This is a genomic window from Photobacterium salinisoli, assembly GCF_003614885.1.
In the GTDB taxonomy this organism is placed as follows: Bacteria; Pseudomonadota; Gammaproteobacteria; order Enterobacterales; family Vibrionaceae; genus Photobacterium; species Photobacterium salinisoli.
Genome location: NZ_QZMS01000007.1, coordinates 2,062,934 through 2,089,085, shown reverse-complemented (window position 1 = coordinate 2,089,085; position 26,152 = coordinate 2,062,934). Strand labels below are relative to the sequence as shown.

25 protein-coding genes are annotated in these 26,152 nt (G+C 51.2%); 20 read left to right on the top strand and 5 right to left on the bottom strand.

The window, feature by feature from the left end; genetic code table 11:
- Positions 1-163: 163 nt before the first annotated feature.
- From xerD to D6M16_RS10020, 7 genes are all read left to right on the top strand, one after another.
- On the top strand, positions 164-1,018 hold the full coding sequence (xerD, locus tag D6M16_RS10050) for a site-specific tyrosine recombinase XerD (protein ID WP_240435590.1): 855 nt from the start codon (positions 164-166) through the stop codon (positions 1,016-1,018).
- 199 nt (positions 1,019-1,217) lie between these two features.
- Entirely contained in the window at positions 1,218-1,940 is a 723-nt protein-coding gene (gene dsbC, locus D6M16_RS10045) for a bifunctional protein-disulfide isomerase/oxidoreductase DsbC (protein ID WP_120511656.1), read from the top strand.
- Positions 1,941-2,132: 192 nt separating this feature from the next.
- Entirely contained in the window at positions 2,133-3,860 is a 1,728-nt protein-coding gene (gene recJ, locus D6M16_RS10040; RefSeq protein ID WP_120511655.1) for a single-stranded-DNA-specific exonuclease RecJ, read from the top strand.
- Between the two features lie 176 nt (positions 3,861-4,036).
- A protein-coding gene (gene prfB / locus D6M16_RS10035; RefSeq protein WP_120511654.1) for a peptide chain release factor 2 occupies positions 4,037-5,135 on the top strand; the annotation gives its coding sequence in 2 pieces (ribosomal slippage) (positions 4,037-4,111 and positions 4,113-5,135; 1,098 coding nt in all).
- 30 nt (positions 5,136-5,165) lie between these two features.
- Complete coding sequence (gene lysS, locus D6M16_RS10030; protein ID WP_120511653.1) at positions 5,166-6,668, top strand: lysine--tRNA ligase; 1,503 nt, start codon at positions 5,166-5,168, stop codon at positions 6,666-6,668.
- Positions 6,669-6,883: 215 nt separating this feature from the next.
- A complete protein-coding gene (locus D6M16_RS10025; RefSeq protein WP_120511652.1) occupies positions 6,884-7,291 on the top strand; it encodes a membrane lipoprotein lipid attachment site-containing protein in 408 nt (135 codons plus the stop codon).
- A gap of 195 nt (positions 7,292-7,486) precedes the next feature.
- Positions 7,487-8,815 carry a sigma-54-dependent transcriptional regulator gene (locus tag D6M16_RS10020; RefSeq protein ID WP_162940987.1) on the top strand — a complete coding sequence of 443 codons (1,329 nt, stop codon included), beginning with the start codon at positions 7,487-7,489 and terminating at the stop codon, positions 8,813-8,815.
- A 9-nt stretch (positions 8,816-8,824) separates the two neighbouring features.
- On the opposite strand, the gene D6M16_RS10015 is transcribed toward D6M16_RS10020, so the two are convergent.
- Entirely contained in the window at positions 8,825-9,250 is a 426-nt protein-coding gene (locus D6M16_RS10015; RefSeq protein ID WP_120511651.1) for a PACE efflux transporter, read from the bottom strand.
- 101 nt (positions 9,251-9,351) lie between these two features.
- On the opposite strand from D6M16_RS10015, the gene D6M16_RS10010 reads away from it, so the two are divergent.
- A complete protein-coding gene (locus tag D6M16_RS10010) occupies positions 9,352-10,233 on the top strand; it encodes a LysR family transcriptional regulator (protein WP_120511650.1) in 882 nt (293 codons plus the stop codon).
- Positions 10,234-10,667: 434 nt separating this feature from the next.
- Entirely contained in the window at positions 10,668-10,913 is a 246-nt protein-coding gene (locus tag D6M16_RS10005) for a hypothetical protein (RefSeq protein ID WP_120511649.1), read from the top strand.
- A gap of 86 nt (positions 10,914-10,999) precedes the next feature.
- On the opposite strand, the gene D6M16_RS10000 is transcribed toward D6M16_RS10005, so the two are convergent.
- Positions 11,000-12,034 (bottom strand): NADP(H)-dependent aldo-keto reductase, encoded by a 1,035-nt coding sequence (locus D6M16_RS10000; protein WP_120511648.1) that lies wholly within the window; start codon positions 12,032-12,034, stop codon positions 11,000-11,002.
- A 164-nt stretch (positions 12,035-12,198) separates the two neighbouring features.
- On the opposite strand from D6M16_RS10000, the gene D6M16_RS09995 reads away from it, so the two are divergent.
- Positions 12,199-12,501, top strand: a complete 303-nt coding sequence (locus D6M16_RS09995; protein ID WP_120511647.1) for a DUF6482 family protein — start codon at positions 12,199-12,201, stop codon at positions 12,499-12,501.
- Positions 12,502-12,513: 12 nt separating this feature from the next.
- On the opposite strand, the gene mutH is transcribed toward D6M16_RS09995, so the two are convergent.
- A complete protein-coding gene (gene mutH, locus D6M16_RS09990) occupies positions 12,514-13,194 on the bottom strand; it encodes a DNA mismatch repair endonuclease MutH (RefSeq protein WP_120511646.1) in 681 nt (226 codons plus the stop codon).
- Positions 13,195-13,830: 636 nt separating this feature from the next.
- On the opposite strand from mutH, the gene rppH reads away from it, so the two are divergent.
- The 5 genes from rppH (at position 13,831) to D6M16_RS09965 (ending at position 19,268) form a co-directional block, all read left to right on the top strand.
- Positions 13,831-14,352, top strand: a complete 522-nt coding sequence (rppH, locus tag D6M16_RS09985) for an RNA pyrophosphohydrolase (RefSeq protein WP_027253098.1) — start codon at positions 13,831-13,833, stop codon at positions 14,350-14,352.
- A gap of 19 nt (positions 14,353-14,371) precedes the next feature.
- A complete protein-coding gene (ptsP, locus tag D6M16_RS09980) occupies positions 14,372-16,627 on the top strand; it encodes a phosphoenolpyruvate--protein phosphotransferase (RefSeq protein ID WP_120511645.1) in 2,256 nt (751 codons plus the stop codon).
- Positions 16,624-17,424, top strand: coding sequence for a sulfite exporter TauE/SafE family protein (locus D6M16_RS09975; RefSeq protein WP_420812216.1), 801 nt, complete (start codon positions 16,624-16,626; stop codon positions 17,422-17,424). Before ptsP ends, D6M16_RS09975 begins: the two co-directional genes overlap by 4 nt.
- 96 nt (positions 17,425-17,520) lie before the next feature.
- Complete coding sequence (gene lgt, locus D6M16_RS09970; protein WP_120511643.1) at positions 17,521-18,327, top strand: prolipoprotein diacylglyceryl transferase; 807 nt, start codon at positions 17,521-17,523, stop codon at positions 18,325-18,327.
- 89 nt (positions 18,328-18,416) lie between these two features.
- On the top strand, positions 18,417-19,268 hold the full coding sequence (locus tag D6M16_RS09965) for a thymidylate synthase (RefSeq protein WP_120511642.1): 852 nt from the start codon (positions 18,417-18,419) through the stop codon (positions 19,266-19,268).
- Between the two features lie 190 nt (positions 19,269-19,458).
- Here the strand turns inward: D6M16_RS09965 and D6M16_RS09960 are convergent, their stop codons facing one another.
- Positions 19,459-20,601, bottom strand: coding sequence for a Na/Pi symporter (locus D6M16_RS09960; protein ID WP_120511641.1), 1,143 nt, complete (start codon positions 20,599-20,601; stop codon positions 19,459-19,461).
- Positions 20,602-21,099: 498 nt separating this feature from the next.
- Here D6M16_RS09960 and nhaA point away from each other — a divergent pair, with 498 nt between their 5' ends.
- The 4 genes from nhaA to D6M16_RS09940 all read left to right on the top strand — a co-directional run bounded on the left by nhaA (position 21,100) and on the right by D6M16_RS09940 (position 23,910).
- Complete coding sequence (nhaA, locus tag D6M16_RS09955; protein WP_120511640.1) at positions 21,100-22,281, top strand: Na+/H+ antiporter NhaA; 1,182 nt, start codon at positions 21,100-21,102, stop codon at positions 22,279-22,281.
- A gap of 20 nt (positions 22,282-22,301) precedes the next feature.
- The gene (locus D6M16_RS09950) at positions 22,302-22,568 is read left to right on the top strand and encodes a hypothetical protein (RefSeq protein WP_120511639.1); all 267 of its coding nucleotides are present in this window, start codon (positions 22,302-22,304) and stop codon (positions 22,566-22,568) included.
- 104 nt (positions 22,569-22,672) lie between these two features.
- Positions 22,673-23,560: a transcriptional activator NhaR gene (gene nhaR, locus D6M16_RS09945; RefSeq protein ID WP_120511638.1), complete on the top strand. Its 888-nt coding sequence runs from the start codon at positions 22,673-22,675 to the stop codon at positions 23,558-23,560.
- A 59-nt stretch (positions 23,561-23,619) separates the two neighbouring features.
- Positions 23,620-23,910 carry an ArsR/SmtB family transcription factor gene (locus tag D6M16_RS09940; RefSeq protein WP_027253089.1) on the top strand — a complete coding sequence of 97 codons (291 nt, stop codon included), beginning with the start codon at positions 23,620-23,622 and terminating at the stop codon, positions 23,908-23,910.
- A 102-nt stretch (positions 23,911-24,012) separates the two neighbouring features.
- Here the strand turns inward: D6M16_RS09940 and rpsT are convergent, their stop codons facing one another.
- Entirely contained in the window at positions 24,013-24,273 is a 261-nt protein-coding gene (gene rpsT / locus D6M16_RS09935; RefSeq protein WP_027253088.1) for a 30S ribosomal protein S20, read from the bottom strand.
- Between the two features lie 209 nt (positions 24,274-24,482).
- Here rpsT and murJ point away from each other — a divergent pair, with 209 nt between their 5' ends.
- On the top strand, positions 24,483-26,042 hold the full coding sequence (gene murJ, locus D6M16_RS09930) for a murein biosynthesis integral membrane protein MurJ (protein WP_120511637.1): 1,560 nt from the start codon (positions 24,483-24,485) through the stop codon (positions 26,040-26,042).
- The last annotated feature ends 110 nt before the right edge of the window (positions 26,043-26,152 follow it).

The window sequence follows — 26,152 nt, the reverse complement described above, 5'->3', positions numbered from 1 at the left end:
TCAGGCGCCCGGGTGCATCCTTCAAGCGAGCGCACCTAGTTACATTGCAGCAGAAATTCAGTACTATGCTGCAATATACTGTGTTTATATCCAGATGTTTTGGGAGAGGCGCGACGTGGAAACCAATAATGATATCGCCCTGATCGAGCGCTTTTTAGATGCGATGTGGATGGAGCGTGGGCTGTCTGCCAACACCCTGTCTTCGTACCGTAATGATTTAATGAAGCTGCAGCAGTGGCTGGATTCACGCAGCCAGTCGCTGTTGTCCTTAGATTCCGGCGATCTGCAGGATTACCAGCAGTGGCTGTTTGAGCAAGACTTCAAGCAGAGTTCCCGGGCCAGAATGACATCGGCGCTGCGGCGGTTGTTTCAGTATTTTCACAGGGAAAAGCTCAGGGAAGATGATCCCAGTGCCATACTGCACAGTCCCAGATTGCCGCAGCGACTGCCAAAGGACATTACCGAAGAGCAGGTCAGTGCCCTGCTGGGTGCGCCGGATGTCAATGATCCGCTTGAGCTGCGCGATAAAGCCATGCTGGAGCTGCTGTATGCAACGGGTCTGCGGGTCACTGAACTGGTGAGCCTGCGGATGGACAACGTCAGTCTGCGCCAGGGCGTGGTTCGGGTCACAGGTAAAGGGGACAAAGAACGCCTGGTGCCTATGGGTGAAGAGGCCATGGAATGGATTGAAACCTTTCTGGTACAGGGACGGCCTTACTTGTTGGGCGAAGTCAGCTCCGATGTCCTGTTTCCGAGCAAGCGTGCCCGCCAGATGACGCGTCAGACCTTCTGGCATCGCATTAAGCATTATGCGGTTCTGGCCGGGATTGATGCCGATACTTTGTCGCCGCATGTCATGCGTCATGCGTTTGCCACCCATTTGCTCAACTACGGCGCGGACCTCAGGGTCGTGCAAATGCTGTTAGGCCACAGTGATTTATCTACCACACAGATCTATACTCATGTGGCAACCGAACGTCTGAAGCAGTTGCATCAGGAACACCATCCGCGAGCCTGAAAGCGGCCGTGCTCTTTTGTTACACTTCGGCCTGAGCTTATTGGGGCAGAGATCCCAATCATAACCCTGCAGAGTCACCGGATTATGAAATCACTTGCCTTTTGAGATTGAACTTTGAAAGATGGCCATACTCAAAGGGTCTGTATAGTATTCACAGGGACTACCCCTGAATTGCCAACGATTTGTTAAGGATGTTTTCATGCCATTTTCCCGCCGTCCCCTGCTTGTTGCACTGGCTGCGCTCACGGCTTTTTCTGCCAGTGCAGAGCCGGATGTCCGTGCCATTGAAGCCACGTTGAATCCGCTGGGCCTGACTGCAGCATCAGTGACGCCATCACCGCTCAAGGGAATGAACGAGGTAGTGACCGAGCGCGGTATTATTTATATGTCCGATGACGGTCAGTATTTTGTTGCCGGTCATCTGTATCAGTCGGTGGACGGTGAGCCTGTCAATCTGACCGAGCAGAAAATGGCCTCAATCAACAAAGACAAACTCAAAGGCATGGAAGGCGAAATGATCGTCTACCCGGCCAAAGAGGAGAAATACGTGGTGACGGTTTTCACTGATACCAGTTGTGGTTACTGCCGCAAACTGCACAGTGAAATGCAGGCGTATAACGATGCCGGTATCACGATCCGTTATCTGGCTTTCCCGCGCGGTGGCGAACGCTCACAGAATTTCGGTGAAATGAGTGCTATCTGGGCATCGAAAGACCGTGCACAGGCCATGGATGACGCCAAAAAGGGCAAATTGAATATTGAGCAAAGCCCGCATAATGACTCGCTGGTGATGAAGCATTACCAGCTGGGTGTGGCGATGGGCGTGACAGGTACGCCTGCGCTGGTGCTGGAAGACGGGACTATGCTGCCAGGCTATCAACCGGCCAGCCGACTGCTGCAATTTCTGAACAGCCGCAGTTAAGTATTGCCTCTGCTGACAAACAGCCCGCCATGCTTGCGGGCTGTTGTGTTTTTAGCATCCGGATGAGCCTTTTCAGTGCCTTGACTTGTGAGACCGGTGCTGGATAGGCCCGCACGGGTACCCGCCAGCAGGGTTTTTTGATATAACACCCTCTCATTTTTACCCATCTGCCAATCGCCATTAAGTTGTCTAATGAAAATCGAAATCAAGCGTCGCCCTGAAGCGGATACCTCAGGCTTTTCCTCTGAAATCCCCCCTTTGCTGAAACGTATTTATGCCAGCCGTGGGCTCCGTACCGACACAGATCTGGAACGAGGCGCCAAGGGGCTGCACAGTTATGACAAATTGAATGGTATTGATACGGCCGTCACTCTGCTGATTGATGCACTGCGTGAACACAAGCGTATTATTGTGGTGGGCGATTTCGATGCCGATGGTGCCACCAGCTCAGCACTTTCCGTCCTGGCGCTGCGGCAGTTAGGTTGCCGCAATGTCGATTATCTGGTGCCGAACCGGTTTGATGATGGCTATGGTCTGAGCCCGGATGTGGCTGAGCAGGCCGCTGCCCGTGGCGCGGAAATCATTATGACGGTGGATAACGGTGTGTCGTCAGTGGCCGGGGTTGCCGCTGCAAAAGAGAAAGGTATCCGGGTGCTGGTGACCGATCACCATTTGCCGGGAGATGTCCTGCCTGCCGCCGATGCTATCGTCAATCCGAATCTGCACAGCTGTGATTTTCCCTCCAAAGCGCTGTGCGGGGTTGGGGTGGCCTTCTATCTGATGCTGGCATTGCGGGCGGCGCTGCGCCAGCAAAACTGGTTTGTTGAGCAGGGGATCCCTGAACCCAACTTGGCCGGCTTACTTGATTTGGTGGCTCTGGGCACAGTGGCTGACGTGGTCGCGCTGGATGGCAATAACCGGATTCTGGTGCATCAGGGTCTGCAGCGCATTCGCGCCGGACAGTGCCGGCCGGGCATTCAGGCGCTGATTGAGGTGGCAAATCGCGATCCGTCCCGGCTGGTAGCCAGCGATCTGGGTTTCGCGCTGGGCCCGCGTATCAATGCAGCGGGCCGTCTTGATGATATGTCTTTTGGGGTTGAGCTGCTGTTGTGCGAGGACATTCAGTCGGCACGGCGCATGGCGGTAGAGTTAGACGGCCTTAACCAGACGCGAAAAGAAATCGAACAGGGCATGAAAGAAGAGGCGCTGGCGATTTGCGAGCGTTTGAAATTCAGCAAAAAAGACATGCCCTACGGACTGGCGCTGTATCAGGCCGACTGGCATCAGGGGGTTATCGGCATTCTTGCATCGCGGATCAAAGAGCTGTATCACCGCCCTGTGATTGCTTTTGCGGCGGCGGGCGAGGGAGAAATCAAAGGATCCTGTCGCTCCATTCCCGGTCTGCACATGCGTGATGTGCTGGATCTGATCGATACCCGCAACCCGGGCATGATCCTTAAATTTGGCGGACACGCCATGGCTGCCGGGCTGACGCTCGCCGCCGATCAGTTTGAGGCATTCAGCAAAGCTTTCGATCAGGCTGTGCGGGATGAGCTGGATGAGTCTGCCCTGCGCGGTATCTTGCTGACCGACGGTGAGCTTGCGGCGCAGGAGATGACGATGGAGACGGCTGAGCTGATACGCGGTGGCGGTCCCTGGGGACAGCAGTTCCCGGAACCGAGCTTTGACGGCCGTTTCCGTTTGCTGCAGCAGCGTCTGGTCGGTAGCAAGCACCTGAAAATGATGCTGGAGCCGATCGATGGCGGCAGCATGATAGATGCCATTGCGTTTAATATTGATGTCCGGCGCTGGCCGGATGCCTCAGTACAACAGGTAAACCTGGTTTATCGTCTGGATATCAATGAGTTTCGAGGCAATCGTAGCGTTCAGCTGATGGTTGAGTACCTCGAAGCGGTATAATCTGTTTATCGGTGACGCCGCCGGCTTCACCGTTTTTCCTTTATCCAAAAATTCTGACTGTCAATATCACAGCCTAAATGTTGGATAAGTTTTGTGATCCTCTGTTTATTCCTGCCGCAATTCGCTAGAATCCTCCGGTTATGTCCGTTTCGGCGAAAAGGCTAAGAAGAGTGGCAATGTTCGAAGTTAATCCTATTAAAAACCGTCTTGAGGATGTGTCTGCACGGACCGACATCCTTAGGGGGTACCTTTGACTACGATGCTAAAAAAGAGCGTCTTGAAGAAGTCAACGCAGAATTAGAGCAACCTGATGTCTGGAATGAGCCAGAGCGTGCTCAGGCATTAGGCAAAGAGCGTGCAGCGCTGGAAGCTGTAGTGGAAACCATCGACCAGCTTGACCAGGGCGTCGAAGACGTCGAAGGTCTGCTTGAACTGGCGATCGAGGAAAACGATCAGGAAACCTTTGACGAGATTGGTCCTGAACTGGACGAGCTGGTTAACAAGCTGGAACAGCTTGAATTCCGTCGTATGTTTGCCGGTGATCACGATAGTGCCGATTGCTATGTCGATCTGCAGGCCGGTTCTGGTGGTACAGAAGCCCAGGACTGGACATCTATGATGCTGCGTATGTACCTGCGCTGGGCAGAGGCCAAGGGCTTCAAAACAGAAGTGATAGAAGTCTCTGAAGGTGATGTGGCCGGGCTGAAATCTGCCACGGTAAAAATCAGCGGTGAATACGCTTATGGCTGGCTGCGCACTGAAACCGGCGTTCACCGTCTGGTGCGTAAATCGCCATTCGATTCAGGCGGCCGTCGTCATACGTCTTTTGCTTCGGCTTTCGTGTATCCGGAAGTGGATGACAATATTGCGATCGATATTAATCCGTCAGATTTGCGGATTGATGTTTACCGTGCCTCGGGCGCGGGTGGTCAGCACGTCAACACCACCGAATCGGCGGTACGTATTACCCACGTACCGACCAACACTGTGGTGCAGTGTCAGAATGACCGCTCTCAGCACAAGAACAAAGATCAGGCAATGAAACAGCTGAAAGCTAAGCTGTTTGAACTGGAAATGCAAAAGCAGAACGCCGAGAAACAGGCGAATGAAGATGCGAAGTCTGATATTGGCTGGGGCAGTCAAATCCGCTCTTATGTGCTGGATGATTCCCGAATCAAAGATCTGCGTACCGGTGTCGAGAACCGCAATACCCAGGCGGTGCTGGACGGAGACCTGGACCGCTTCATTGAAGCTAGTCTGAAATCCGGTCTTTAATACCGGCCCGAACTGTAGTTAAGGTTAACCATGACTGAACAAGTACAAGACGAAAACAAACTGATTGCAGAGCGCCGCGCGAAACTGGAACACATTCGTCAGGATTGCAAAGCAAACGGTCACCCGAACGATTTCCGCCGCGATAGCCTGGCGGCTGATCTGCAGGCCAGCTTTGGTGATAAAACCAAAGAAGAGCTGGAAGAAGCCAACAACATTGTGGCGATTGCCGGCCGTATTATGGCCAAACGCGGTCCATTCCTGGCAATCCAGGATGTTTCCGGCCGTATTCAGGCTTATGCGTCCAAAGAGGTGCAGAAAGAGCTGAAAGAAAAATATTCAGGTCTGGACATCGGCGACATCATTGGTGTGAAAGGGGCGTTGCATAAGTCCGGCAAGGGTGATCTGTATGTAAACTTTGACGAGTACCAGTTGCTGACCAAAGCGTTGCGTCCGTTGCCTGAAAAATTCCATGGTCTGACTGACCAGGAACAGCGTTACCGCCAGCGTTATGTGGATCTGATCGTGAACGAAGATTCACGCAATACTATGCTGATGCGTTCCAAAGTGGTGAATGCGATTCGCCAGTTCATGACGACCAAAGGTTTCATGGAAGTGGAAACGCCTATGATGCATGTGATTCCTGGCGGCGCGACGGCGCGTCCGTTTATCACGCATCACAACGCGCTCGACATTGATATGTACCTGCGTGTTGCTCCTGAGCTGTATCTCAAGCGTCTGGTGGTTGGTGGCTTTGAGCGTGTATTTGAAATCAACCGTAACTTCCGTAACGAAGGTCTGTCGCCGCGCCACAACCCAGAATTCACTATGATGGAATTCTATATGGCGTATGCGGATTACCGTGATCTGATGGACCTGACCGAAGACATGCTGAGCTCTATTGCACAGGATCTGTGTGGGACCACCGGTCTGCCTTATGGCGATGAAGTGATTGAATTTAAAGGTCCTTATCCGCGTCTGAGCATGCTGGAAGCGATTAAGCAATACAACCCGGATCATGACACTATTCAGACCCTGACGTACGAGCAAGTACAGGATCGTGATCTGATGGTAGGTATCGCGAAATCGCTGCACATCCAGGTTGAACCTTTCTGGACCTGCGGTCAGTTGCTGGAAGAAATCTTTGGTGAAACGGCCGAGCCTAAACTGCTGCAGCCAACCTTCATCACCGAATACCCGGCTGACATTTCACCGCTGGCGCGTCGTAATGATGACAATCCGTTCATCACCGACCGTTTTGAGTTCTTCATCGGTGGTCGTGAAGTGGCCAACGGCTTCTCAGAGCTGAACGATGCAGAAGATCAGGACCAGCGTTTCAAAGCCCAGGTGGATGCCAAAGATGCCGGTGATGACGAAGCCATGTTCTATGACGCAGACTACATTACCGCGCTGGAACACGGTCTGCCACCAACCGCGGGCCAGGGTATTGGTATCGATCGTCTGGTGATGCTGTTTACCAACAGTCATACCATTCGTGACGTTATTCTGTTCCCGGCAATGCGTCCGCAGAACTAATACGCTGAGACGATGAATCTCTTTAAGCCACTTCAGTCGAAGTGGCTTTTTTATGCCCTCCGGGCCAAAAGACATCGCCAATGTGCCGAGCGTGCTGAAAGGTAAAATGTATTTCAGCGATGTTTAACATTTTTTGTTATCCGGTATAGATGAGTTTATGAGTAAAGTGTCATAATTCAGGCTTTGTGGTGATGTGAACAACGTTAGGCTGATAAATGAAAAAAACGATCTTTCTTGCTTTTAGCGCTTTGGTGCTCAGTGGTTGTGCAGCTATGGCACTGACTCAGCCACCGACCGACTTTGTCGGTTCGTTGCCTGAAGAGTGGAAACAAGAATTCACTAAGTTTAATGATTTACCGCCGGAAGGCGATCGCGGCGAAGTGCGTCAGTTCCATTTTGACAGTGAGCGCTCGCTGTTAACGATTATTCGTCAGTTACGCAGTACACGGTGGAACTGGCAGTTGGATGCGTCAAAAGTGAAGCCTGCCCTGGTGGAGGTCGCCTGTGAGAATTTTGGTGATGCTATCGCCATGGGACTGGGTGTGCGCTTCTGGTACACAGGCGCCGGCGGCTTTGTCAGTGAACCTGTGACGAACGAAGCCTGTATGGAAAAAAAATCCTAATCTCCATTTTTTAAACCTTATCCTCTTGATGCACTTCTGGAAATATCACCTGTTTTAGTTATTACAGGTGATATTTTTGTTATCTGGCGATCCTGTCTCTTATACTTGTTGAATACTGTTTTGCATTTTTATGATCAGAACCACTGTAGCAGTCTGGCTCTGAATGGTGCTGCTATCGGTGAAATGGGTGAGCGAATGGGAATGGATGCGCGCAAGGACATCTGGCACGGTGAACTGGTGTTGCTTGGGGGACACACTATCCCCTGGCTGGCTGCGTTGAAGCAGGCCGGATGGATTTGTCATCATTGTCACGATCTGCGGGCAGCAGAAACCTTATTACTTGAAACCGGCCCTTGCCTGGGGGTGGTTGATCTGAGCCATGATGACTTTAGTCTTCAGGCCATTGCCAGTCTGGTAAACCGGCACAAGCAGGTGCGATGGCTGGCACTGGTCAGAGACGAACAGCTCGGCATTGAATCTGTCTGCCAGTTTATCGTCAGTTTCTGTATCGATTATTTCACCTCGCCGATCCCTGAGTCTCAGTTGCTGAAAACCTTAGGCCACCAGCGCGGCATGCTGACACTGGAACGAAAAGTCTGGCCAAAGCTCGGTCACTTCGGCCAGCAGGGACTCCAGGGCAATACACCGGTAATGAAAAAGCTGCTGCAGCATGTGAAACGTCTGGCGGCGGCGGATATGCCGGTTTTGATTCAGGGGGAGATAGGTACAGGCAAGGAAATGGTCGCGGAAGCCATTTTTCAGGCATCAACCCGCGCGAAAGGGCGTTTTGTTGTCGTGAATTGTTCAAGTATCGGCCGGAGCTGGGCGGTGAAAGGGAGCGAGTCTGAGTGCTGTTTTGAGGCGGCCAGAGACGGTGTGCTGTTTCTCAATGAAGTGACCTCCTTACCTCAGGATCGCCAGCAAGAACTGGTCCATTGGCTGCAGGACGGGCGCTTTACCAAGGAAAATGGTTCTGAGGTCAGTGCTGAACCCCGGCTAATCGCAGCGACACATTATCCGCTCGATACTCTGGTCAGTGAAGGGCGGCTGAGCAAAGCGCTTTACTACCGGTTGAATGTCCTTAGTCTGACGGTCCCGCCACTGCGCGAGCGTGGAGATGACTTACTGATGCTGGCCGATGCATTGTTACTCAAGTATGCCCGCCAGTATAACTGCGGAGTGAAAGCATTTTCTGATAATGCCAGACAGGCCATAGCCACCTATAACTGGCCAGGCAATGTACAGGAATTGGTCGGGCGAATAAAACGGGCAGTGCTGCTGACAGAGCAGAAGAATATTGAGGCTGATCATCTTGAGCTGCCAAGGCAGGCCGATGACAAGCAGAGCCTGAAAAAAATCCGGGAAGAGTCAGAACGCAGCGCCTTGTTAAGTGTGCTGGAGAATAACCGGGGACAAATTTCAGCAGCAGCACGCGAGCTTGGTGTATCCCGCGCCACTATGTACCGGCTGCTCAATAAACATGACCTGATCCCGCCGCCGCGGGATCTGGGTCAGAACACTTAGCTGTAGCACTTAAGCGTGCGTTGTTTCAGGTAAGGGAAACACTTTGTCGTACGCCAAGTTATAGGCATAGGCATAGACCAGATAAAACACGACCAGACCCAAGTCCATGATCAGGGCTTGCCAGAGACCAATGCCCATCCACCACGCTAGCATCGGCAGGGTGATCATCAGCAGACTTAGCTCGAAGCCCAGAGCATGGATGATCCGGTGACGGGCCTGCTTATGCAGATGACCGCTATATTTCAGCATGGCGTGATCAAACAGCAGGTTATAGGCGTAGTTCCAAAATGTCGCAATGACAGAAAAAATAACGCCCAAAACACCAATTTTTGCCATATCAAATCCAAACAGCTGGCTCAGCACCAGGGTGATCAGAATCAGCGCAATGGCTTCAAAACCAATGGCATGACGAATTCTGTCTCTTTGTGTACGCATTTTACTAACCTCTGAATAATGAATCGGTCTGAGGGCTATCCTAATGCTATTATCGATAGATAAAAGTTAGTTGTTATCTGTTTTATAGATAGGTCTTGGGTATGCAGTTTTCACTGGAGCAACTTAGAGCGTTTGTGTGCGCTGCAGAAACCGGTTCGTTTTCTTCAGCAGCGCGCAAGCTGGGAAAGGCGCAGTCTGTTGTCAGTACCGCGGTTGCAAATCTGGAACTGGACTTTAATCTGATCTTGTTTGACCGCAGCGGTAAAAAGCCGCGGCTGACACCAGCGGGCGAAGCCTTGCTGCTAAAAGCGCGCAGGGTATTGGCACAGTGCGGAGAACTGCAAGTGGCTGCGGACAGCTTTCAGCAGGGGATCGAACCTAAACTCACTCTGGTTGTTGAATCGATGGCGATGCTGCCGGCCCTGTCCGATGTGCTCGAGCCATTTGAAGTCCGGTTTCCGTTGGTCGAAGTTGAGATTCTTACCGTCGGTACCGGTGATGTCCTGAAGTTGCTAAAAGAAGGCCGTGCTCAGCTTGCTCTCATGGTACAGCTGTCTTTTCTGCATCCGGATATCATTGTGCATGGATTAGGTCAGGTTGATCTCTGGTGCGTGGCCGCCAGCAAGCATCCGCTGGCGGCTCAGCGTTCAGTGAACTGGAACGATCTTCGGGAGCATCGCCAGATCCTACTGACAGGCCGCTATGGCCAGGATAGTGAAGAATGGCGGGTGTCTGATGCTATCTGGCGAACTGAGCATATTCTGTCAGCATTGGAACTGGTTCAGCGGGGTATCGGCTGGACAGTCTTGCCGGCTGAAATGGTCAGGGAAAAAGTGCAGGCCGGGCATGTCGTCAAGCTGGAGCCGGCATTTGAGGCACAGGCATGGAAACAGCCGATAGATCTGGCATGGAGCAGTCAGCATGCCTTGGGCCCGGCGGGCAGAGCGCTGCTGGCTATGATGAAAACCATGAAACTGTCCTGACGGAAACAGGGCGACTGAATGGCATCTGTACTGTGAAAGAGGAATACGCTGGTATTTTAAGCTAAATAACGAAATCTATCTGGCTTGGCCTGTTGTCTTGTCTGTTCGGTGGAGTATTTCCCTTTTTATCGTGTAAGGCAAAATAACTTCTTGTTTTTGATGCACTATCAGGCAAAAATAACACTCATATCACATCTTTCTATCTTATAACCAGGAGGAACACACAATGAGCACATTCAATACTAAATGTCTGCGTCCTGCTGGTGTTAATGATCACACTTCCCATCAGCACTAAGGTCATCGACCTTAGATACTTTTTACAGTAATACACTCTGTAAATGGGCCGCGGATACGTCTGTCGCGGCTAGTATGTTGTCAGCCTGAAAACGGTCGTATTTGCGTCCCTCCATTTTATTAACCTGGAGAGCACAATCATGCGCCAATCAGTCTATTTACGTTTTGCTGTTTTACTTATTCGTCTTGATTTACATCGTGAAGAAGAAGCATGGCGTCGCGAACACCGACGTATGCAGGTTCATCTGCCACATTTATCGCCACATATTCTAAAAGATATGGGCATCGAGAAAGACTTGCGTGTGGATTCCGCTTTGGTCGGTCTGCGAGCCAGCCGTAAAACACGTCATCTGAGGCGAGCGTTGAGGTGGCGAAGTCTGACGTAACCTCTGGCCTTACTCTGCGGGGTAAGGCCAGAAAAATACTGACAGCCCCCACTCAGGTGGGGGCTTTTTCATTTTGGCTACATAATTTAAGGGCAAGGATTAGAGTAGGTAATACCGACTTGTTCTAAGTCTGCCAGGACTTCTGCACTGAGTTCCAGCGACAGGCTGTCGATGTTGGCCTCGAGCTGGGACAGGCTGGTGGCACCAATCAGGGTTGAGGCATTAAACGGCTGCTGATTAACAAAGGCCAGGGCCATCTGCGCCGGATCCAGACCGTGTTTTCTTGCTACTTTGACATAGGCTTCCGTGGCAGCCACACCTTGCGGCGTGAAATAACGGACAAAGCGCTCAAACAGCGAGCAGCGGGCACCATCGGGTTTTTTGCCATTGAGGTATTTGCCGCTCAGGGTGCCGAAGGCCATCGGGGAGTAGGCCAGTAATTTGACCCCTTCATAATGGCTGATTTCAGCCAGACCGACTTCAAAGCTGCGGTTAAGCAGGTTATAGGGGTTCTGAATGGTCACCACCCGCGGCAGGTCATGTTTCTCTGCCAGGCGCAGGAAAGACATCACACCCCATGGGGTCTCGTTAGACAAGCCGATGTAGCGGATTTTGCCGGCCCGCACCAGTTCGGCCAGTGCCTCAAGCGAATCAGTCAGAGTGACACCTGTGTTGGTATCGGGATAAGGGTAGTTCAGCTTGCCAAAGCAATTGGTTTCTCGCTGCGGCCAGTGCAGCTGATACAGATCGATATAGTCTGTTTGCAATCTTTCCAGGCTGTTTTCAACGGCTTCGTGAATATTTCGCCAGTCGAGTGCCATGTTGTCACGGATGTGGGGGACATTACGGGGACCGGCGACTTTGGTTGCCAGAATCACTTGGTCACGTTTGCCTGATTTCTTCAGCCAGCTGCCGATATAGGCTTCGGTCAGCCCCTGAGTGTCAGCTTTCGGCGGTACAGGATACATTTCAGCGGTATCAATCAGGTTGATACCGCGCTCCAGAGCAAAATCGAGTTGGCTGTGTGCCTCGGCTTCAGTATTTTGCTCACCAAAGGTCATGGTGCCCAGGCCAATCTGGCTCACTTCAAGGTTTGAATGGGGGATCTTATGGTATTTCATTTGCCCTCCTTGGACCGCAAATTCTCCCTGACTATAACCTAGGAATGGGTCGCTGAGAAGCCGCAGTAAAATGAAGCAGTTATCTCATAGGCTGAACAGTAAAACCTTGCTGATAAGCGAATGTTCGCACATAGTTAACACAGTTCCCTTGAAAAGGTGTGATTATGAAACTGTCCCAATTCAAGCACTGGGTAAAGTCACCCGGAGAAGAGGTACCTAAGTGCGTACTGACCAGTTATGCGGGTCGTGCAGATTATCTTATGGAAGTTGAATATAAACATCATCTTGAGCCACTCAAGGATGACGAAGACAATATGCTGCATTTTCAGACCATGGAGCAGGTGAGGGATTTTCTGCGACCACTTGGGATCAAGTCGATCACGCTAAGGACAATTGATCCTCATGATGAATTCTCACTGGATGGTAAACCTGAGTGTTGCCAGGGTGACATGACGATTAATGTGTAGCCCGCTCTGTTATCAGAGCATAAAGTGGCGTTTGAGTAGTTCGGCGGTGAACTGGGTCTTGAGATAAAAGCCCCGTGGCAAGGTTTTTATCGGGCGACCGTCTGCGCCGTAAGCATCGGTCTGCGCTTTGCTGTTGGCTGCTTTGGGCCTGAGTTGCAGGACTTCGCCGTGGCGTGCGGTGATCTGCTCCACTTTGCCCAGCACTATCAGTTCCATCAGCTCTTCCCAGTCCTGGCGTAACCGTGCTTCTTCCTCGGCAGATGGACTCCACAGTAGAGGAGAGCCGACATGACGTTCAGAAAGCGGGATTTCACGCTCACCTTCAACGGGTATCCACAGGACCCGGGCGAGTTTGTGCCGGATATGGCTGTTTTCCCAGTTCACACCCTGTAAGCCAATCAGGGGGGCAACACAGACAAAGGTGGTTTCCAGCGGTTTGCCCAGATGGCTGATGGGGATAGTTTTGAGTTCAATACCCAAATTGGCGAAATCAGGGACGGGCTGGCTGCCAGCTGTTGCCCCCAGATGCCATTCCAGCAACTGGCCCACCCAGCCTTTATCCCGGCGTAAATCCGGAGGTGCGATTTGTCCTGCCTGCTCGGCCAGCTCGCCCAGGGTAAAGCCGGCCAGCGCACTTGCCCGGCTGAGCAGTTCTGATTCTGAGGTAGGAGCGGGTCGTCTGGAGATCGTCATTAGGATGAGTCACTTTTCAAAAAAACGTGGCCATGCATTTTAACACAGTCGGGACGTTGTGCGGATCTATGACTACCTGCTCGATCAGACTGTTTGGGTTGGATCCTGGGAGCAAGATATCCACAGGTACTTTTTTGAACAATGTGAATACTGTGTGAGCTGGACGTATCAACAGGGTTTTGTGCAGTATTTAAACGCTATTACGGTGATTATTTAACCGTTAATGTTCGAGGGGTGTGGATAAAGCCAAGGGTGGTTGATCTTTAACCAGTCGCATTGATCCTCTGGGAAGTCATTTGGCTTTTAGTGGTATTTCAAACTGAATTTAAACTTAAACATTTGAGTTTAATCGATATTTTATTTTTGTTATACGCGGGTGGCGATTGTTTGGAGCCTGCTTTATTGTTGATTAAATGGACAATAGAAGAGCTTCTACACACAACTATCCACAGAAAGCGTGAATAAATGTGGGAGAGGTCTCATTTCTTTGTTTATAACCTCTGAATTCCTCTTAAGTTATCCATAAAGTGAGTGCTAGGTAGGAAAAAACAGTGATTGATGACAATGAATGTTTACCCTGAGGCTAATTCTGTGAAAAAATCACTGTTAATTGATATTTTTACTTGAGGTCGTCCAGTGATTGATGGCGATGGATATCGCCCTAATGTGGGGATAGTTATCTGTAACAGCCATGGCCAGGTATTTTGGGCTCGACGATATGGACAACACTCTTGGCAGTTTCCACAAGGCGGTATTGATGAAGGGGAAACCCCGGAACAGGCTATGTACCGTGAACTGTATGAGGAAGTGGGTCTCACCAGAAAAGACGTCAGGATTCTGGCATCCAGCCGCCATTGGCTGCGATACAAATTGCCTAAACGTCTGGTAAGGTGGGATTCCAAACCAGTTTGTATCGGACAAAAGCAAAAGTGGTTTTTGCTGAGTCTGGAATGCGATGAGTCTAAGGTGAACATGCAGCGTGGCAGTACACCGGAGTTTGATGGCTGGCGTTGGGTCAGCTACTGGTATCCGGTTCGTCAGGTTGTGTCCTTTAAACGGGATGTTTATCGCCGGGCGCTGAAAGAGTTCGCGGCGATGGCGATGCCTTTCAAGGAGCGCAAGGAACGCAAGTTAAAACGTAAACACAAACGGAGTTAACCTAGGGAAAGTAACGCTTATGCTGACCCAGCTGAGAGAAATTGTAGAGAAAGTGGCCAGTGCTCCGACATTACTCGAGGCACTGGATCTGCTGGTCGTCAGTATTTGCCAGGCAATGAAGACTGAGTGTTGCTCAGTCTACATTGTTCATGAACACCGCAAGCAATATATGCTCATGGCTACCCAGGGGCTGACCAAACCTTCTTATCAGGTCGGGCTTGGGTTTGATGAAGGTCTGGTTGGTCTGGTGGGCCGTCAGGCTGAGCCTGTCAATGTGGCCGATGCCCGCCAGCACCCGAACTTCAAACATATCCCAGGAACCAACGAAGAAACCTTCCGCTCCTTTTTCGGCACCCCCATTATCCATCAGCGCAAAGTCCTCGGCGTATTGGTCATTCAGCAACGTGATATGCGTGAATTCACTGAAAGTGAAGAATCGTTCATGGTGACACTGGCCGCACAGCTGGCGGTAATTCTGGCACATGCCAAAGCGCAGGGGATGTGGCCAGGCCAGCGTGACGGCCTGCATCTGACAGGTTCCGCCGCATCGACAGGGGTTGCCATTGCTAAAGCCTGGTGGGATGACAACCAGCCCCGGCTGGAAGCGGTGTCACCGGCCTCCTGTCTGGACCGAGAGTCCGAGCAGGAACGTCTGAGCATTGCCATTGAGATGGCGAGTAATGAGTTTCGCCGGCTGCGTAAACGCTTTGACAGCGAGCTGCACAAAGACACCCTGGCGATTTTTGATCTTTTCAGTCATCTGCTCAATGATCCCATGCTGCGTAAGGATCTGTTTGCCAAAGTGGCTGGTGGCGATCAGGCCGAATGGGCCGTCAGGCAGACGGTAGAGGCCTATTCTGTCCGCTTTGCCAATATGAAGGACGATTATCTGCGCGAACGGTCGCACGATATTCGCGAACTTGGCCAGCGCCTGCTGTTTTTCCTCCATAACGAAGAAGGTGTCGAGCACCAGTGGGATGCCCCGATTGTACTGTTAACCCGGGAGCTGACCGCGGCCATGCTGGCCAGTATTCCGCGTGATAAACTGGCTGCTGTGGTGGCTCAGGAAGGCGCCGCCAACTCTCATGCCGCGATCCTTTCCCGGGCTCTGGGCATTCCTGCCATCATGGGCGTTGATTTTATACCGGAAAAAGTTCACAACGCCCTGGTGGTGGTGGACGGCTATCGCGGCGATCTGCTTATTGAACCCAACCGGCAGATTCTGGCCGAGTACAAGCGCTTACTGAGAGAAGAAAATGAGCTGACGGCTCTGGTCGAACAGGATCTGGATAAAGCGGCGGAAACCGAAGATCAGGAAAGGATTTATCTGTATCTGAATGCCGGATTAAGTGCTGACACCAATATCGCAGTGAATAAAGGGGTTGATGGTGTTGGTCTGTACCGAACCGAAGTACCGTTTTTACTGCAGCGCAGCTTTCCGTCTGAAGAGGAGCAGGCGGCTCAGTACCGCTCGATACTGGCCTCTTACCCGGGTAAATCTGTGGTGATGCGGACGTTGGATATCGGCGGTGATAAACCGTTGCCTTACCTCACTATTGAAGAAGATAATCCGTTTCTTGGCTGGCGGGGTATCCGTTTTACCCTGGATCATCCTGAAATTTTCCTTATTCAGGTCAGGGCCATGCTAAAGGCCAGTATTGGTCTTGATAACATGGATATACTTTTGCCCATGATTTCCGGCATTCCTGAGCTGGATGAATCTAAGGCATTGATTGATCGTGCTTTCAACGAAGTGTCTGTGTACGCCGCCAGCAAGGGACAAGTGCTCAAGCGGCCAAGACTGGGCATCATGATCGAAGTCCCGTCGATTTTATATCAGTTGCCGGCTCTGAAAGGGCGGGTCGACTTTATTTCAGTAGGCAGCAACGACTTAACGCAATATTTATTGGCAGTCGACAGGAACAATTCTCGTGTGGCCAGTGTCTATGATACGTTCCATCCGGCAGTCATTCAGGCACTTAAGCACATTCAGGATACCAGCCATGCGTTATCCATACCGGTGAGCGTGTGCGGTGAACTGGCGGGCGATCCTCTCGGTGCCTTACTCTTGGTTGGAATGGGATACCGCTCTTTAAGTATGAATACCCGCAACGTTGCCAAAATTAAATATGTCCTTCGTCATGCCAGTCTGGCCGACATGACGCAACTCGCTGATAAGGCATTACAGGCGACTTTCGGCCATGATGTCAGGCAAATGGCAACAGAGTTTGTTGAACAACGCGGCATGGGTGGCTTCATCCGGGCAGGTAAGTGATGCCGGATATGGTATGGCTGCTCCTGATGTGCCTGGGGCTGGGGGCTGTGGTCGGTCTGATGGCTGGTTTGCTGGGTATTGGCGGGGGATTATTAATTGTCCCTGCTTTAGTCTGGATGTTACCCCAAACCGGTATCGAGCCGGGACTTGTTATGCACATTGCACTGGCGACCTCGCTCGCCTGTATTGTGCTGACGTCCGGCTCTTCGGCACGCAGCCATTTGCGGCTGGGCAATGTTGATGTTTCCCTGGTCCGGTTACTGGCACCGGGTATGGTATTGGGGGGCATTGCCGGGAGTGCGGTGGCCGAGTGGGTGCCTGCGGATTGGCTGCCCAGGATATTTGCTGGTATTGTGCTTTTACTGGCGCTGCAAATGCTGCTCTCATTGAAAGTCACAGGGCGTCATCCTATGCCGGGCCGGGTGGCCGTTGCAGGCAGTGGCACTGTGATAGGACTGGTGGCCAGTTTGGCGGGGATAGGTGGCGGCTCGCTGATCGTACCTTACCTGAGCTGGTATGGCGTAGAAATGCGCCGATCTATCGGGACTGCTGCTTTCTGCGGGTCCATTATTGCGATAGCCGGCATGGCCGGATTTATTGTCGCGGGCAGTGGTGATGACAGCCTGCCGCCATACAGCTTGGGATATGTGTATCTGCCGGCACTGATAGGTGTAGTTTGCACTTCTGTCCTGACCACTCGATACGGTGCGCTTATGGTCAGCCATCTGCCGACTCAGACACTGAAAAAGATCTTTGCCATCTTTTTGTTATTTGTGGGTGGCAAAATGTTGTTTTAACTCGGGTCAGTCACGGGGACTGACATGAGACTTTTCATTGTGGGCACATGCTGTACCGCCGTGAACTTCTTTATTGATTAACCACGAGTATGTTGAATGAGCCAAGGTTATCTGACTTTTCCAAACTTTGACCCAATCCTGTTTCAAATTGGCCCGCTGGCGATCCGCTGGTATGGATTGATGTACCTGCTGGGCTTCGTATTTGCGCTCTGGCTGGCAAATCGTCGTGCAGACAAGCCGGGCAGTGGCTGGACGCGAGATCAAGTCAGCGACCTGCTGTTTGTGGGCTTTCTCGGGGTCGTTATCGGCGGCCGTGTAGGCTATGTCCTGTTTTACAACTTCGAGGTGTTCCTGGCTGATCCGCTTTATTTGTTTAAAGTCTGGACCGGCGGTATGTCATTCCATGGTGGTTTATTAGGCGTCATGACAGCCATGATCTGGTATGCCCATCGCAATAATCGGCGTTTCTTCGACGTGGCGGATTTTGTGGCGCCGTTAGTGCCGTTTGGTCTCGGTGCCGGCCGGCTTGGAAATTTCATCAATGGTGAGCTGTGGGGACGGGTCACAGATGTACCCTGGGGCATGGTTTTCCCGACCGGGGGGCCGCTGCCTCGTCACCCTTCTCAGTTGTATGAATTTTTCCTGGAAGGCCTGGTATTGCTGATCATCCTCAATCTCTTTATCCGTAAACCTCGTCCGGCGGGTGCCGTATCCGGATTATTCCTGCTGGGTTACGGTTCGTTCAGGTTCCTGGTTGAATACTGCCGTGAACCTGATGCGCAGCTTGGCCTGTTCGCGGGCTGGATCAGCATGGGGCAGATCCTGTCTCTGCCTATGGTGATTGGCGGGGCACTGCTGATGCTCTGGGCTTACAAGCGTTCGGACGCACACCGCACCGCTTAATGTGACAACGACAGGCAGCCATATGGCTGCCTGTTTTGTGTTATTCTTGCGGGCAGATTTTTTCTGCTACATTCCGGTCAAGAGAGACAATGAAACAGTATTTAGATTTATGCCAGCGGATTATTGATGAAGGTGAATGGGTTGAAAACGAGCGGACAGGCAAGCGTTGCCTGACGCTGATCAATGCTGACCTGACTTATGATGTGGCCAACAATCAGTTTCCGCTGATCACCACGCGTAAAAGTTACTGGAAAGCCGCGATTGCAGAGCTGCTTGGCTATCTGCGTGGCTACGACAGTGCAGCACAGTTTCGTGCGATCGGTTGTAACACATGGAATGCCAACGCCAATGACAATCAGGCATGGCTGAGTAATCCTCACCGTAAAGGTACTGACGACATGGGACGCGTGTATGGCGTGCAGGGCAGAAGCTGGCGTAAGCCTGATGGTAGCACCCTGGATCAGCTGCGAAAGATTGTCGATGATCTGAGCCGGGGCCTGGACGATCGCGGTGAGATACTGACGTTTTATAATCCGGGTGAATTTGACATGGGCTGCCTGCGGCCGTGTATGCACACGCATACGTTTTCGCTGTTGGGTGACCGTCTGTATCTGACCAGCTATCAGCGTTCATGTGATGTGCCGCTCGGGCTCAATTTTAATCAGATTCAGGTCTTCACCTTACTGGCTCTGATGGCGCAAATCACGGGACATAAAGCCGGCAAGGCCTATCACAAGATTGTTAATGCACATATCTATGAGGATCAGCTGGCACTGATGCGCGATGTTCAGCTCAAGCGTGAGCCGTATCCATCGCCTCGGCTGGTGATTAATCCAGAGATTAAATCACTGGACGATCTGGAAACCTGGGTCACTATGGATGATTTTAAAGTCGAAGATTATCAGCACCATGAGCCGATACAGTATCCGTTTTCCGTCTGATAATAACTAAAAAAACAGAGCCTCACGAATGTGGGGCTTTTTTGTGCCTGAATGATCGGACGCCAAAGCTGCTGACGCCGGCCTGAGCATCCTCAGGTATTGCTGGTACGGCAGAATAACCGGTTATCATCGAATGAAAAAAATCCCTGCTCACTGTGAGCAGGGATTTTTTAGTATTCACAAGGGTTGCTTATGCAGTGAAGGCCAGAATGCTGCCCGGGATAATGATAAACACCAGTCCCAGATAGGCAGCTACCGTAGACTTACTTTTTACTGCCAGTTCGCCCAGATAGATAGCGCCTTTCAGCGGCAGTTCGCGCAGGAACGGCAAGCCAAAGATCAGCAGGGTTGCCAGCACATTAAAGCACAGGTGCACCAGCGCAATTTGCAGGGCAAACACGGCATGGTCGCCGGAAATAGCGGTTGCAGCCAGCAGTGCAGTAATGCAGGTGCCTATGTTGGCGCCCAGCGTAAACGGATACACGTCACGTACTTTCAGTACTCCGGTACCAACCAGAGGCACCATCAAACTGGTTGTCGTTGAGGACGACTGCACGAGTACAGTTACAATGGAACCTGACACGATCCCGTGTATTGGGCCACGGCCGATCGCACTTTTCAGAATTTCACGGGCACGGCCAACCATCAGGCTGCGCATCAGCTTACCCATGACAGTAATCGCCAGGAAGATGAGCGCGATACCCAGTGCAATCATAATCACACCGCCCATGGTGCCCATGGACTCCAGCGGCGCTTTGACTGCGTTAACTGCCGGTTTAGTCAAAGGCTTAATGAAATCAAGCCCCTTCATGCTCATGTCACCGGTCGACATCAGTGGTGAAACCAGCCAGGCGGAAATTTTTTGCAGCAGACCGAACATCATTTCCAGCGGCAGGAAGATAAAGACAGCCAGCAGGTTAAAGAAATCATGAACCGTAGCGGCAGAAAATGCGCGGCGGAATTCTTCTTTACAACGGGCATGCCCCAGGCTGACCAGTGTATTGGTCATCGTCGTACCAATATTGGCACCCATCACCATAGGGATCGCGGTTTCAACAGGCAGACCACCAGCAACAAGACCCACTATGATAGAGGTAACCGTACTGGAAGATTGGATGAGAGAGGTGGCTACCAGACCGATCATCAGGCCTGCAATAGGGTGTGAGGCAAACTCAAACAGGGTTTTGGCCTGCTCACCAACCGACAACTTAAAGCCGCCACTCACGAGTGAGACCGCGACCAGCAGCAGATAAAGCATGAAAACCAGGTTTGCCCAACGAACCCATCGCATGGAGCTTTGCATTGGCTCAGCTGTGGTGGCTTGGGTAGTCATATTCTGTTCTCCGTGACATTGTGATGTCATTTTGGTGTCAGTATTTTGAATGTTGCCGCGATAGTAGAGAACGAATATTTCAGAAATATGACACAGCGAATCCTTTCTGTCATACCAGAGGATTTTATGGGTGCGAGCAAAGAATGGGATCAGGATCTATCTTTTTATCTATTAGCTTAAGAGTGTGATTTTTTTAATAAAACATTTATTAGTATTGAAGAGAAGGATGTCGAAAAAAAACAGATAAAAAATTTGCCGGATGGGTTTCCAGTGTCATAGTGTTGGTGGCTTACTCTGGAAAGTGTGCTGTCACTGCCCTGGGATGATAACTAGATACTGCGGGTATTACGGTGTATTGCTGCTCATGGTTCGGTTTTTCCGAGTTATTGGCTCTAAACAAACGATTTCCCAGAGATGTCTGTAGGCGTCTACACTGTTTCAACCGCACATCAATTAAAAAAGTGTGATTTTACAATGAGTAGTAAGGAGCTGCGGTCAATGACCGATGTAATTCTGAAATTCTTTAAATTAGAGTCTGCCGGCGGCATCTTGCTGATCGTCGCGGCGGCCCTGGCCATGATCATTGCCAACTCGCCTTTGCAGTCAGTGTATGAGGGCGCATTACATACTTATATCGCTGGCCTGTCGGTAGAGCATTGGATTAACGACGGTTTGATGGCGATTTTCTTTCTGGTGATTGGCCTGGAAGTGAAGCGTGAACTGATCGAAGGTGCACTGAATACTAAAGAGAAAGCGATTTTCCCTGCTATCGCCGCATTGGGTGGTATGGTCGCGCCGGCTTTAGTGTATGTGCTTTTTAACTATGACGACCCAGTGGCAATTGGTGGCTGGGCAATTCCAGCGGCGACAGATATCGCATTTGCGTTGGGGATCATGGCGCTCTTGGGTAACCGGGTGCCGGTTAGCCTGAAAGTCTTTTTGCTGGCATTAGCCATTATTGATGACCTGGGTGTTATTGTCATCATAGCCTTGTTCTACAGCAGTGATTTGTCTGCCATTGCGCTGGCCGTGGCATTCGCCGCGACTGCCATACTCTTTATTATGCACGCACGCAATGTCACAAACCTGGTCTGGTATACCCTGGTCGGGCTGGTGCTCTGGTTCAGCGTACTTCAGTCAGGCGTGCATGCCACGCTGGCGGGTGTCGTACTGGGCTTTGCCATCCCGCTTCAGGGGCAGAATAAGCAGGGCAAAGAGATCTCGCCGCTCAAGACTCTGGAGCATGGATTACATCCGTATGTCGCGTATCTGATATTGCCGCTTTTCGCCTTTGCGAATGCGGGAATTTCGCTGGCAGGTGTATCGGCAGAAGGGCTGACCGCTATGCTGCCACTGGGGATTGCGCTGGGCCTGGTTGTGGGTAAACCACTGGGCATTTTTACCGCGAGTTATCTGGCAGTGAAAATGGGGATAGCGCGTTTACCTGAAGGTACAGGCTTTGGTCAGATATTTGCGGTGTCTGTGCTGTGCGGTATCGGCTTTACTATGTCGATATTTATTTCGATGCTGGCATTCAGCGGTGCTGATGTCGAGCTGATGACTTATTCCAAGCTGGGTATTTTGATAGGTTCGACCACCGCAGCTGTTGTCGGCTATATATTGCTGCACCGTTCACTGCCGGCTACCAAGGCCGTTAAGGACAGTCAGACATCATCGTAATCCGGGACAGGGAGGTGTTTATGAAAGCATTAATTGTACTGGTATTGGGCCTGAGTTCGGCTGGTGCCTCAGCCGCGGCGGCTGACTACAGTCACTGCCAGCAGCAGCTTGATAATGAGCTGTGCAAAGCCTATCTTACCGGCTTTGAGCAGGGGGTGAATCAGAGCCAGGAACGGCAGGACAGTGCTCCTACCGGTTTTCTGGCCCGGGCACTGGAGCAACGTGCGGGTGAGCGCTCCCGCCATGTAGTCTCAGCGGAAGCAGTAACAGAGATACAGGCGCAATAATCCATTCCCGTCCCCGGTGTCTTTTCGGATGAAAAACACATAGGATAACCCCAGGCTGACAAGGCCTGGGGTTTTTTATTTGTTGAGTATCGAGGCCTACGACAGTGTCGCACCTGAATTACAATCACCTGTATTATTTCTGGATGGTCTGCAAGCAAGGGTCAGTGACCAAAGCGGCCGATGCATTATTTCTGGCCCCACAGACAGTGACGGGCCAGATAAGAGCACTTGAGGAAAGGCTGAACGGAAAGCTGACAAAAAGGGTTGGCCGCAACATTGAGCCCACAGAGCTGGGACAGCTGGTCTTTAAGTACGCCGACAAGATGTTTGATCTCAGTTATGAATTACTGGATATCGTCAATTATACCCAGCGCGAAAATCAGTTGCTGGAAGTCGGGGTCGCGGATGCGCTGTCAAAACGTCTGGTCAGTAAGATTTTGATGGCAGGTATCCCTGAAGATGAGCGCATTCATTTACGCTGCTACGAGTCGACGCATGAAATGCTGCTGGAGCAATTGTCTCAGCATAAGCTGGATATGATTTTGTCTGATTGCCCGGTGGACTCCACACAGAGCCCCGGGTTGTTCAGTAAAAAACTGGGCGAGTCAGGCATGAGCTTTTTCTGTTCGGATGCAGAAAAGTCCCTCAGTTTTCCAGCTTGTCTTGAAGAATATAAGCTCTTGGTACCGGGACGCCGCACGGCTATGGGACGTAAACTGCACCATTGGTTTGATCAGCAGGGGATCACGCCCAATATACTGGGTGAGTTTGATGATGCGGCCCTGATGAAAGCGTTCGGCGCGTTTCGAAAATCTATGTTTGTGGCGCCTTCAATTTATGCTGAAGAGATTGAACAGTTGCATACCGTACGCGAAGTGAAGCGAGTAAGAGCAATTCGGGAGGAATATTACGTTATTTTTGCAGAACGTATGATCATGCACCCTGCGGTGAAGAAAATTTGCGAAGCCGACTTCAGAAAATTGTTCAAATGACCGCCTTTTTCAGTGATAGAAGTCAATAGATAAATCACTGAAGTTCAAGCGGTGGAAAGATGGAAACCATAACGTTACATCACAGTGCTCCTCAGGCAGTATCTTTGCTTAAGGCTATGGCTAATGAGCGGCGACTGCTGATTTTATGCTACTTGCTGGAAGGAGAGTTGTCGGTTGGAACGATGAGTGACCGTCTGGAATTAAGCCAGTCGGCCTTGTCACAGCATCTTGCCTGGCTAAGGCGTGATGGCCTGGTGGCGACACGTAAAGAGTCGCAGACTGTGTTCTACAGACTAAGAAGCCAGGAAGTGAAGTCGATGATTCAGTTGTTACAGCAAATGTACTGCTAAGCGCTTTTAGTCAGTCTGGGACGAGACGCTAAAGTAACTAGCGGATATAAAAAAACCGGCCATAGCCGGTTTTTTTATTGCTGTAGCATCAATGCACTGAAATTACAGAGCGTTGATTTTTGCAGACAGGCGCGCTTTATGACGGGCAGCCTTGTTTTTATGAACCAGGCCTTTAGTAGCCATACGGTCCATAACAGGTTGCATGTCAGCGAAGGCCTTAACGGCGGCTTCTTTATCGCCTGCTTCAATAGCAGCAACAACTTTTTTGAAGAAAGTGCGCATCATAGAACGACGGCTAGCGTTGTGCTGACGACGTTTTTCAGAAGTGATTGCACGTTTCTTAGCAGATTTGATATTTGCCAAGGGTGTAACTCCCAAATTCTTGGTATGGTGACAATTTAAGGCCGAGGAATATGCCTCTAAAACCGAACAATGTCAAATGATTTGTGCAAATAACAGCCGCGCCATTGAAATTGGCACTTGTGCATTAACACGGTTAATATGGCGGCAGATTCTACCAGCATTTGGCTCTGCAAGTCACCTTTCTGGGCCATCTTTTATGAGGTTTTTTTGTGAGTAAGCGTCTTTTGCGCTCCGGGCTGATCGTCAGCAGTATGACTTTAGTATCTCGCGTCATGGGTTTAGTGCGGGATGTAGTGGTAGCAAACCTGATGGGAGCCGGTGCGGCTGCCGATGTTTTTTTCTTCGCAAATAAAATTCCCAACTTCCTTCGCCGTCTGTTTGCCGAAGGGGCTTTCTCTCAAGCCTTTGTGCCCGTGCTGACAGAAACCCATGCGGCGGGTGACAAAGACAAGACCCGCGAGCTGATCGCCCGGGTGTCCGGTACACTCGGGGGGATAGTGACCCTGGTTACCCTGTTGGGCGTTTTAGGCTCCGGGGCGATTACTGCCCTGTTTGGTGCCGGTTGGTTTCTAGACTGGCTCAATGACGGGCCGGCAGCGCCAAAGTTTGAACTGGCCAGCCTGTTGCTGAAAATCACTTTTCCTTACCTGTGGTTTATCACTCTGGTTGCTTTGTCAGGAGCTGTGCTCAATACCCTGGGGAAATTTGCCGTTTCTTCGTTTACCCCGGTATTTCTCAATATCTCCATTATTTTGTGTGCCTGGTGGGTATCGCCGAATCTGGAACAGCCAGAAATTGGCCTGGCGCTGGGGGTTTTTCTGGGGGGCTTAGTACAGTTTCTGTTTCAGTTGCCCTTTCTTTACCGTGAAGGGGTGCTGGTACGTCCGCGCTGGGGATGGCGCGATCCCGGCGTGGTGAAAATCCGCACTTTGATGATACCGGCCTTGTTCGGTGTCTCAGTGAGCCAGATTAACCTGCTGTTTGATACCTTCATCGCCAGCTTTTTGATGACGGGCTCCATCAGCTGGCTGTATTACTCAGACCGGCTGCTTGAATTTCCTTTAGGTCTGTTTGGGATTGCCATTGCGACCGTTATCCTGCCGGCCTTGTCGCGTAAGCATGTTGATCAGAACCGGGAGCATTTTGCCCACACCATGGATTGGGGAGTCAGAATGGTACTTCTGCTCGGTTTGCCTGCTATGCTGGGGCTAATGGTGCTGGCGAAGCCTATGCTGATGGTGCTTTTCATGCGGGGGGAATTTACGCCCAATGATGTCGAGCAGGCGGGCATGTCACTGCTGGCTTACGCGTCTGGCCTGCTGAACTTTATGTTAATCAAGGTGCTGGCGCCTGGTTATTATGCAAGACAAGACACCCGAACGCCGGTGCGCTATGGCGTTATTGCTATGGTCACCAATATGGTATTCAATGCCATTTTTGCTTATTTCTTAGGCTATGTTGGTCTGGCGCTGGCAACGGCCTTGTCAGCACTGGTCAACGCCGCACTCTTGTACCGCGGCCTGCACCGTGCCGGGGTGTACCGTATTTCACGTACTACGTTTGGATTCGTCATCCGTTTGGTTATTGCCGGCGTGGCTATGGTGGGTGTGCTGTTATGGCTGTCGCCGGATATGGCACACTGGCTGTCATTGAGCCTGATGCAGCGTGTGTACTGGCTGACTGGCCTGATAGGTCTTGGGGCCGTGACTTACCTGTTATCCCTGATGGTGACAGGTGTCCGTTTACACCACCTGCGTAGCGAAGGCTAAGGTGCACGATACGGATTATGACCAGCAGAGAATTGAGGCAAAAAAGTACATCTTACGGCGCGCATGGTTTTAACCCTGTTGCGCTCTGGTATATAATCCGTCAGTTTTTG

What these genes read in the sequence shown, in the direction of transcription:
- nhaA (WP_120511640.1), top strand. Translation starts at nt 21,100, where the DNA reads ATGACCGATGTAATTCTGAAATTCTTTAAATTAGAGTCTGCCGGCGGC.
- lysS (WP_120511653.1), top strand. Translation starts at nt 5,166, where the DNA reads ATGACTGAACAAGTACAAGACGAAAACAAACTGATTGCAGAGCGCCGC.
- mutH (WP_120511646.1), bottom strand. Translation starts at nt 13,194, where the DNA reads ATGACGATCTCCAGACGACCCGCTCCTACCTCAGAATCAGAACTGCTC.
- D6M16_RS10015 (WP_120511651.1), bottom strand. Translation starts at nt 9,250, where the DNA reads ATGCGTACACAAAGAGACAGAATTCGTCATGCCATTGGTTTTGAAGCC.
- D6M16_RS09950 (WP_120511639.1), top strand. Translation starts at nt 22,302, where the DNA reads ATGAAAGCATTAATTGTACTGGTATTGGGCCTGAGTTCGGCTGGTGCC.
- D6M16_RS10000 (WP_120511648.1), bottom strand. Translation starts at nt 12,034, where the DNA reads ATGAAATACCATAAGATCCCCCATTCAAACCTTGAAGTGAGCCAGATT.
- D6M16_RS09995 (WP_120511647.1), top strand. Translation starts at nt 12,199, where the DNA reads ATGAAACTGTCCCAATTCAAGCACTGGGTAAAGTCACCCGGAGAAGAG.
- D6M16_RS10005 (WP_120511649.1), top strand. Translation starts at nt 10,668, where the DNA reads ATGCGCCAATCAGTCTATTTACGTTTTGCTGTTTTACTTATTCGTCTT.
- lgt (WP_120511643.1), top strand. Translation starts at nt 17,521, where the DNA reads ATGAGCCAAGGTTATCTGACTTTTCCAAACTTTGACCCAATCCTGTTT.
- D6M16_RS10010 (WP_120511650.1), top strand. Translation starts at nt 9,352, where the DNA reads ATGCAGTTTTCACTGGAGCAACTTAGAGCGTTTGTGTGCGCTGCAGAA.
- xerD (WP_240435590.1), top strand. Translation starts at nt 164, where the DNA reads ATGTGGATGGAGCGTGGGCTGTCTGCCAACACCCTGTCTTCGTACCGT.
- ptsP (WP_120511645.1), top strand. Translation starts at nt 14,372, where the DNA reads ATGCTGACCCAGCTGAGAGAAATTGTAGAGAAAGTGGCCAGTGCTCCG.
- D6M16_RS10020 (WP_162940987.1), top strand. Translation starts at nt 7,487, where the DNA reads ATGGGAATGGATGCGCGCAAGGACATCTGGCACGGTGAACTGGTGTTG.
- recJ (WP_120511655.1), top strand. Translation starts at nt 2,133, where the DNA reads ATGAAAATCGAAATCAAGCGTCGCCCTGAAGCGGATACCTCAGGCTTT.
- dsbC (WP_120511656.1), top strand. Translation starts at nt 1,218, where the DNA reads ATGCCATTTTCCCGCCGTCCCCTGCTTGTTGCACTGGCTGCGCTCACG.
- D6M16_RS09960 (WP_120511641.1), bottom strand. Translation starts at nt 20,601, where the DNA reads ATGACTACCCAAGCCACCACAGCTGAGCCAATGCAAAGCTCCATGCGA.
- D6M16_RS10025 (WP_120511652.1), top strand. Translation starts at nt 6,884, where the DNA reads ATGAAAAAAACGATCTTTCTTGCTTTTAGCGCTTTGGTGCTCAGTGGT.
- D6M16_RS09965 (WP_120511642.1), top strand. Translation starts at nt 18,417, where the DNA reads ATGAAACAGTATTTAGATTTATGCCAGCGGATTATTGATGAAGGTGAA.
- D6M16_RS09940 (WP_027253089.1), top strand. Translation starts at nt 23,620, where the DNA reads ATGGAAACCATAACGTTACATCACAGTGCTCCTCAGGCAGTATCTTTG.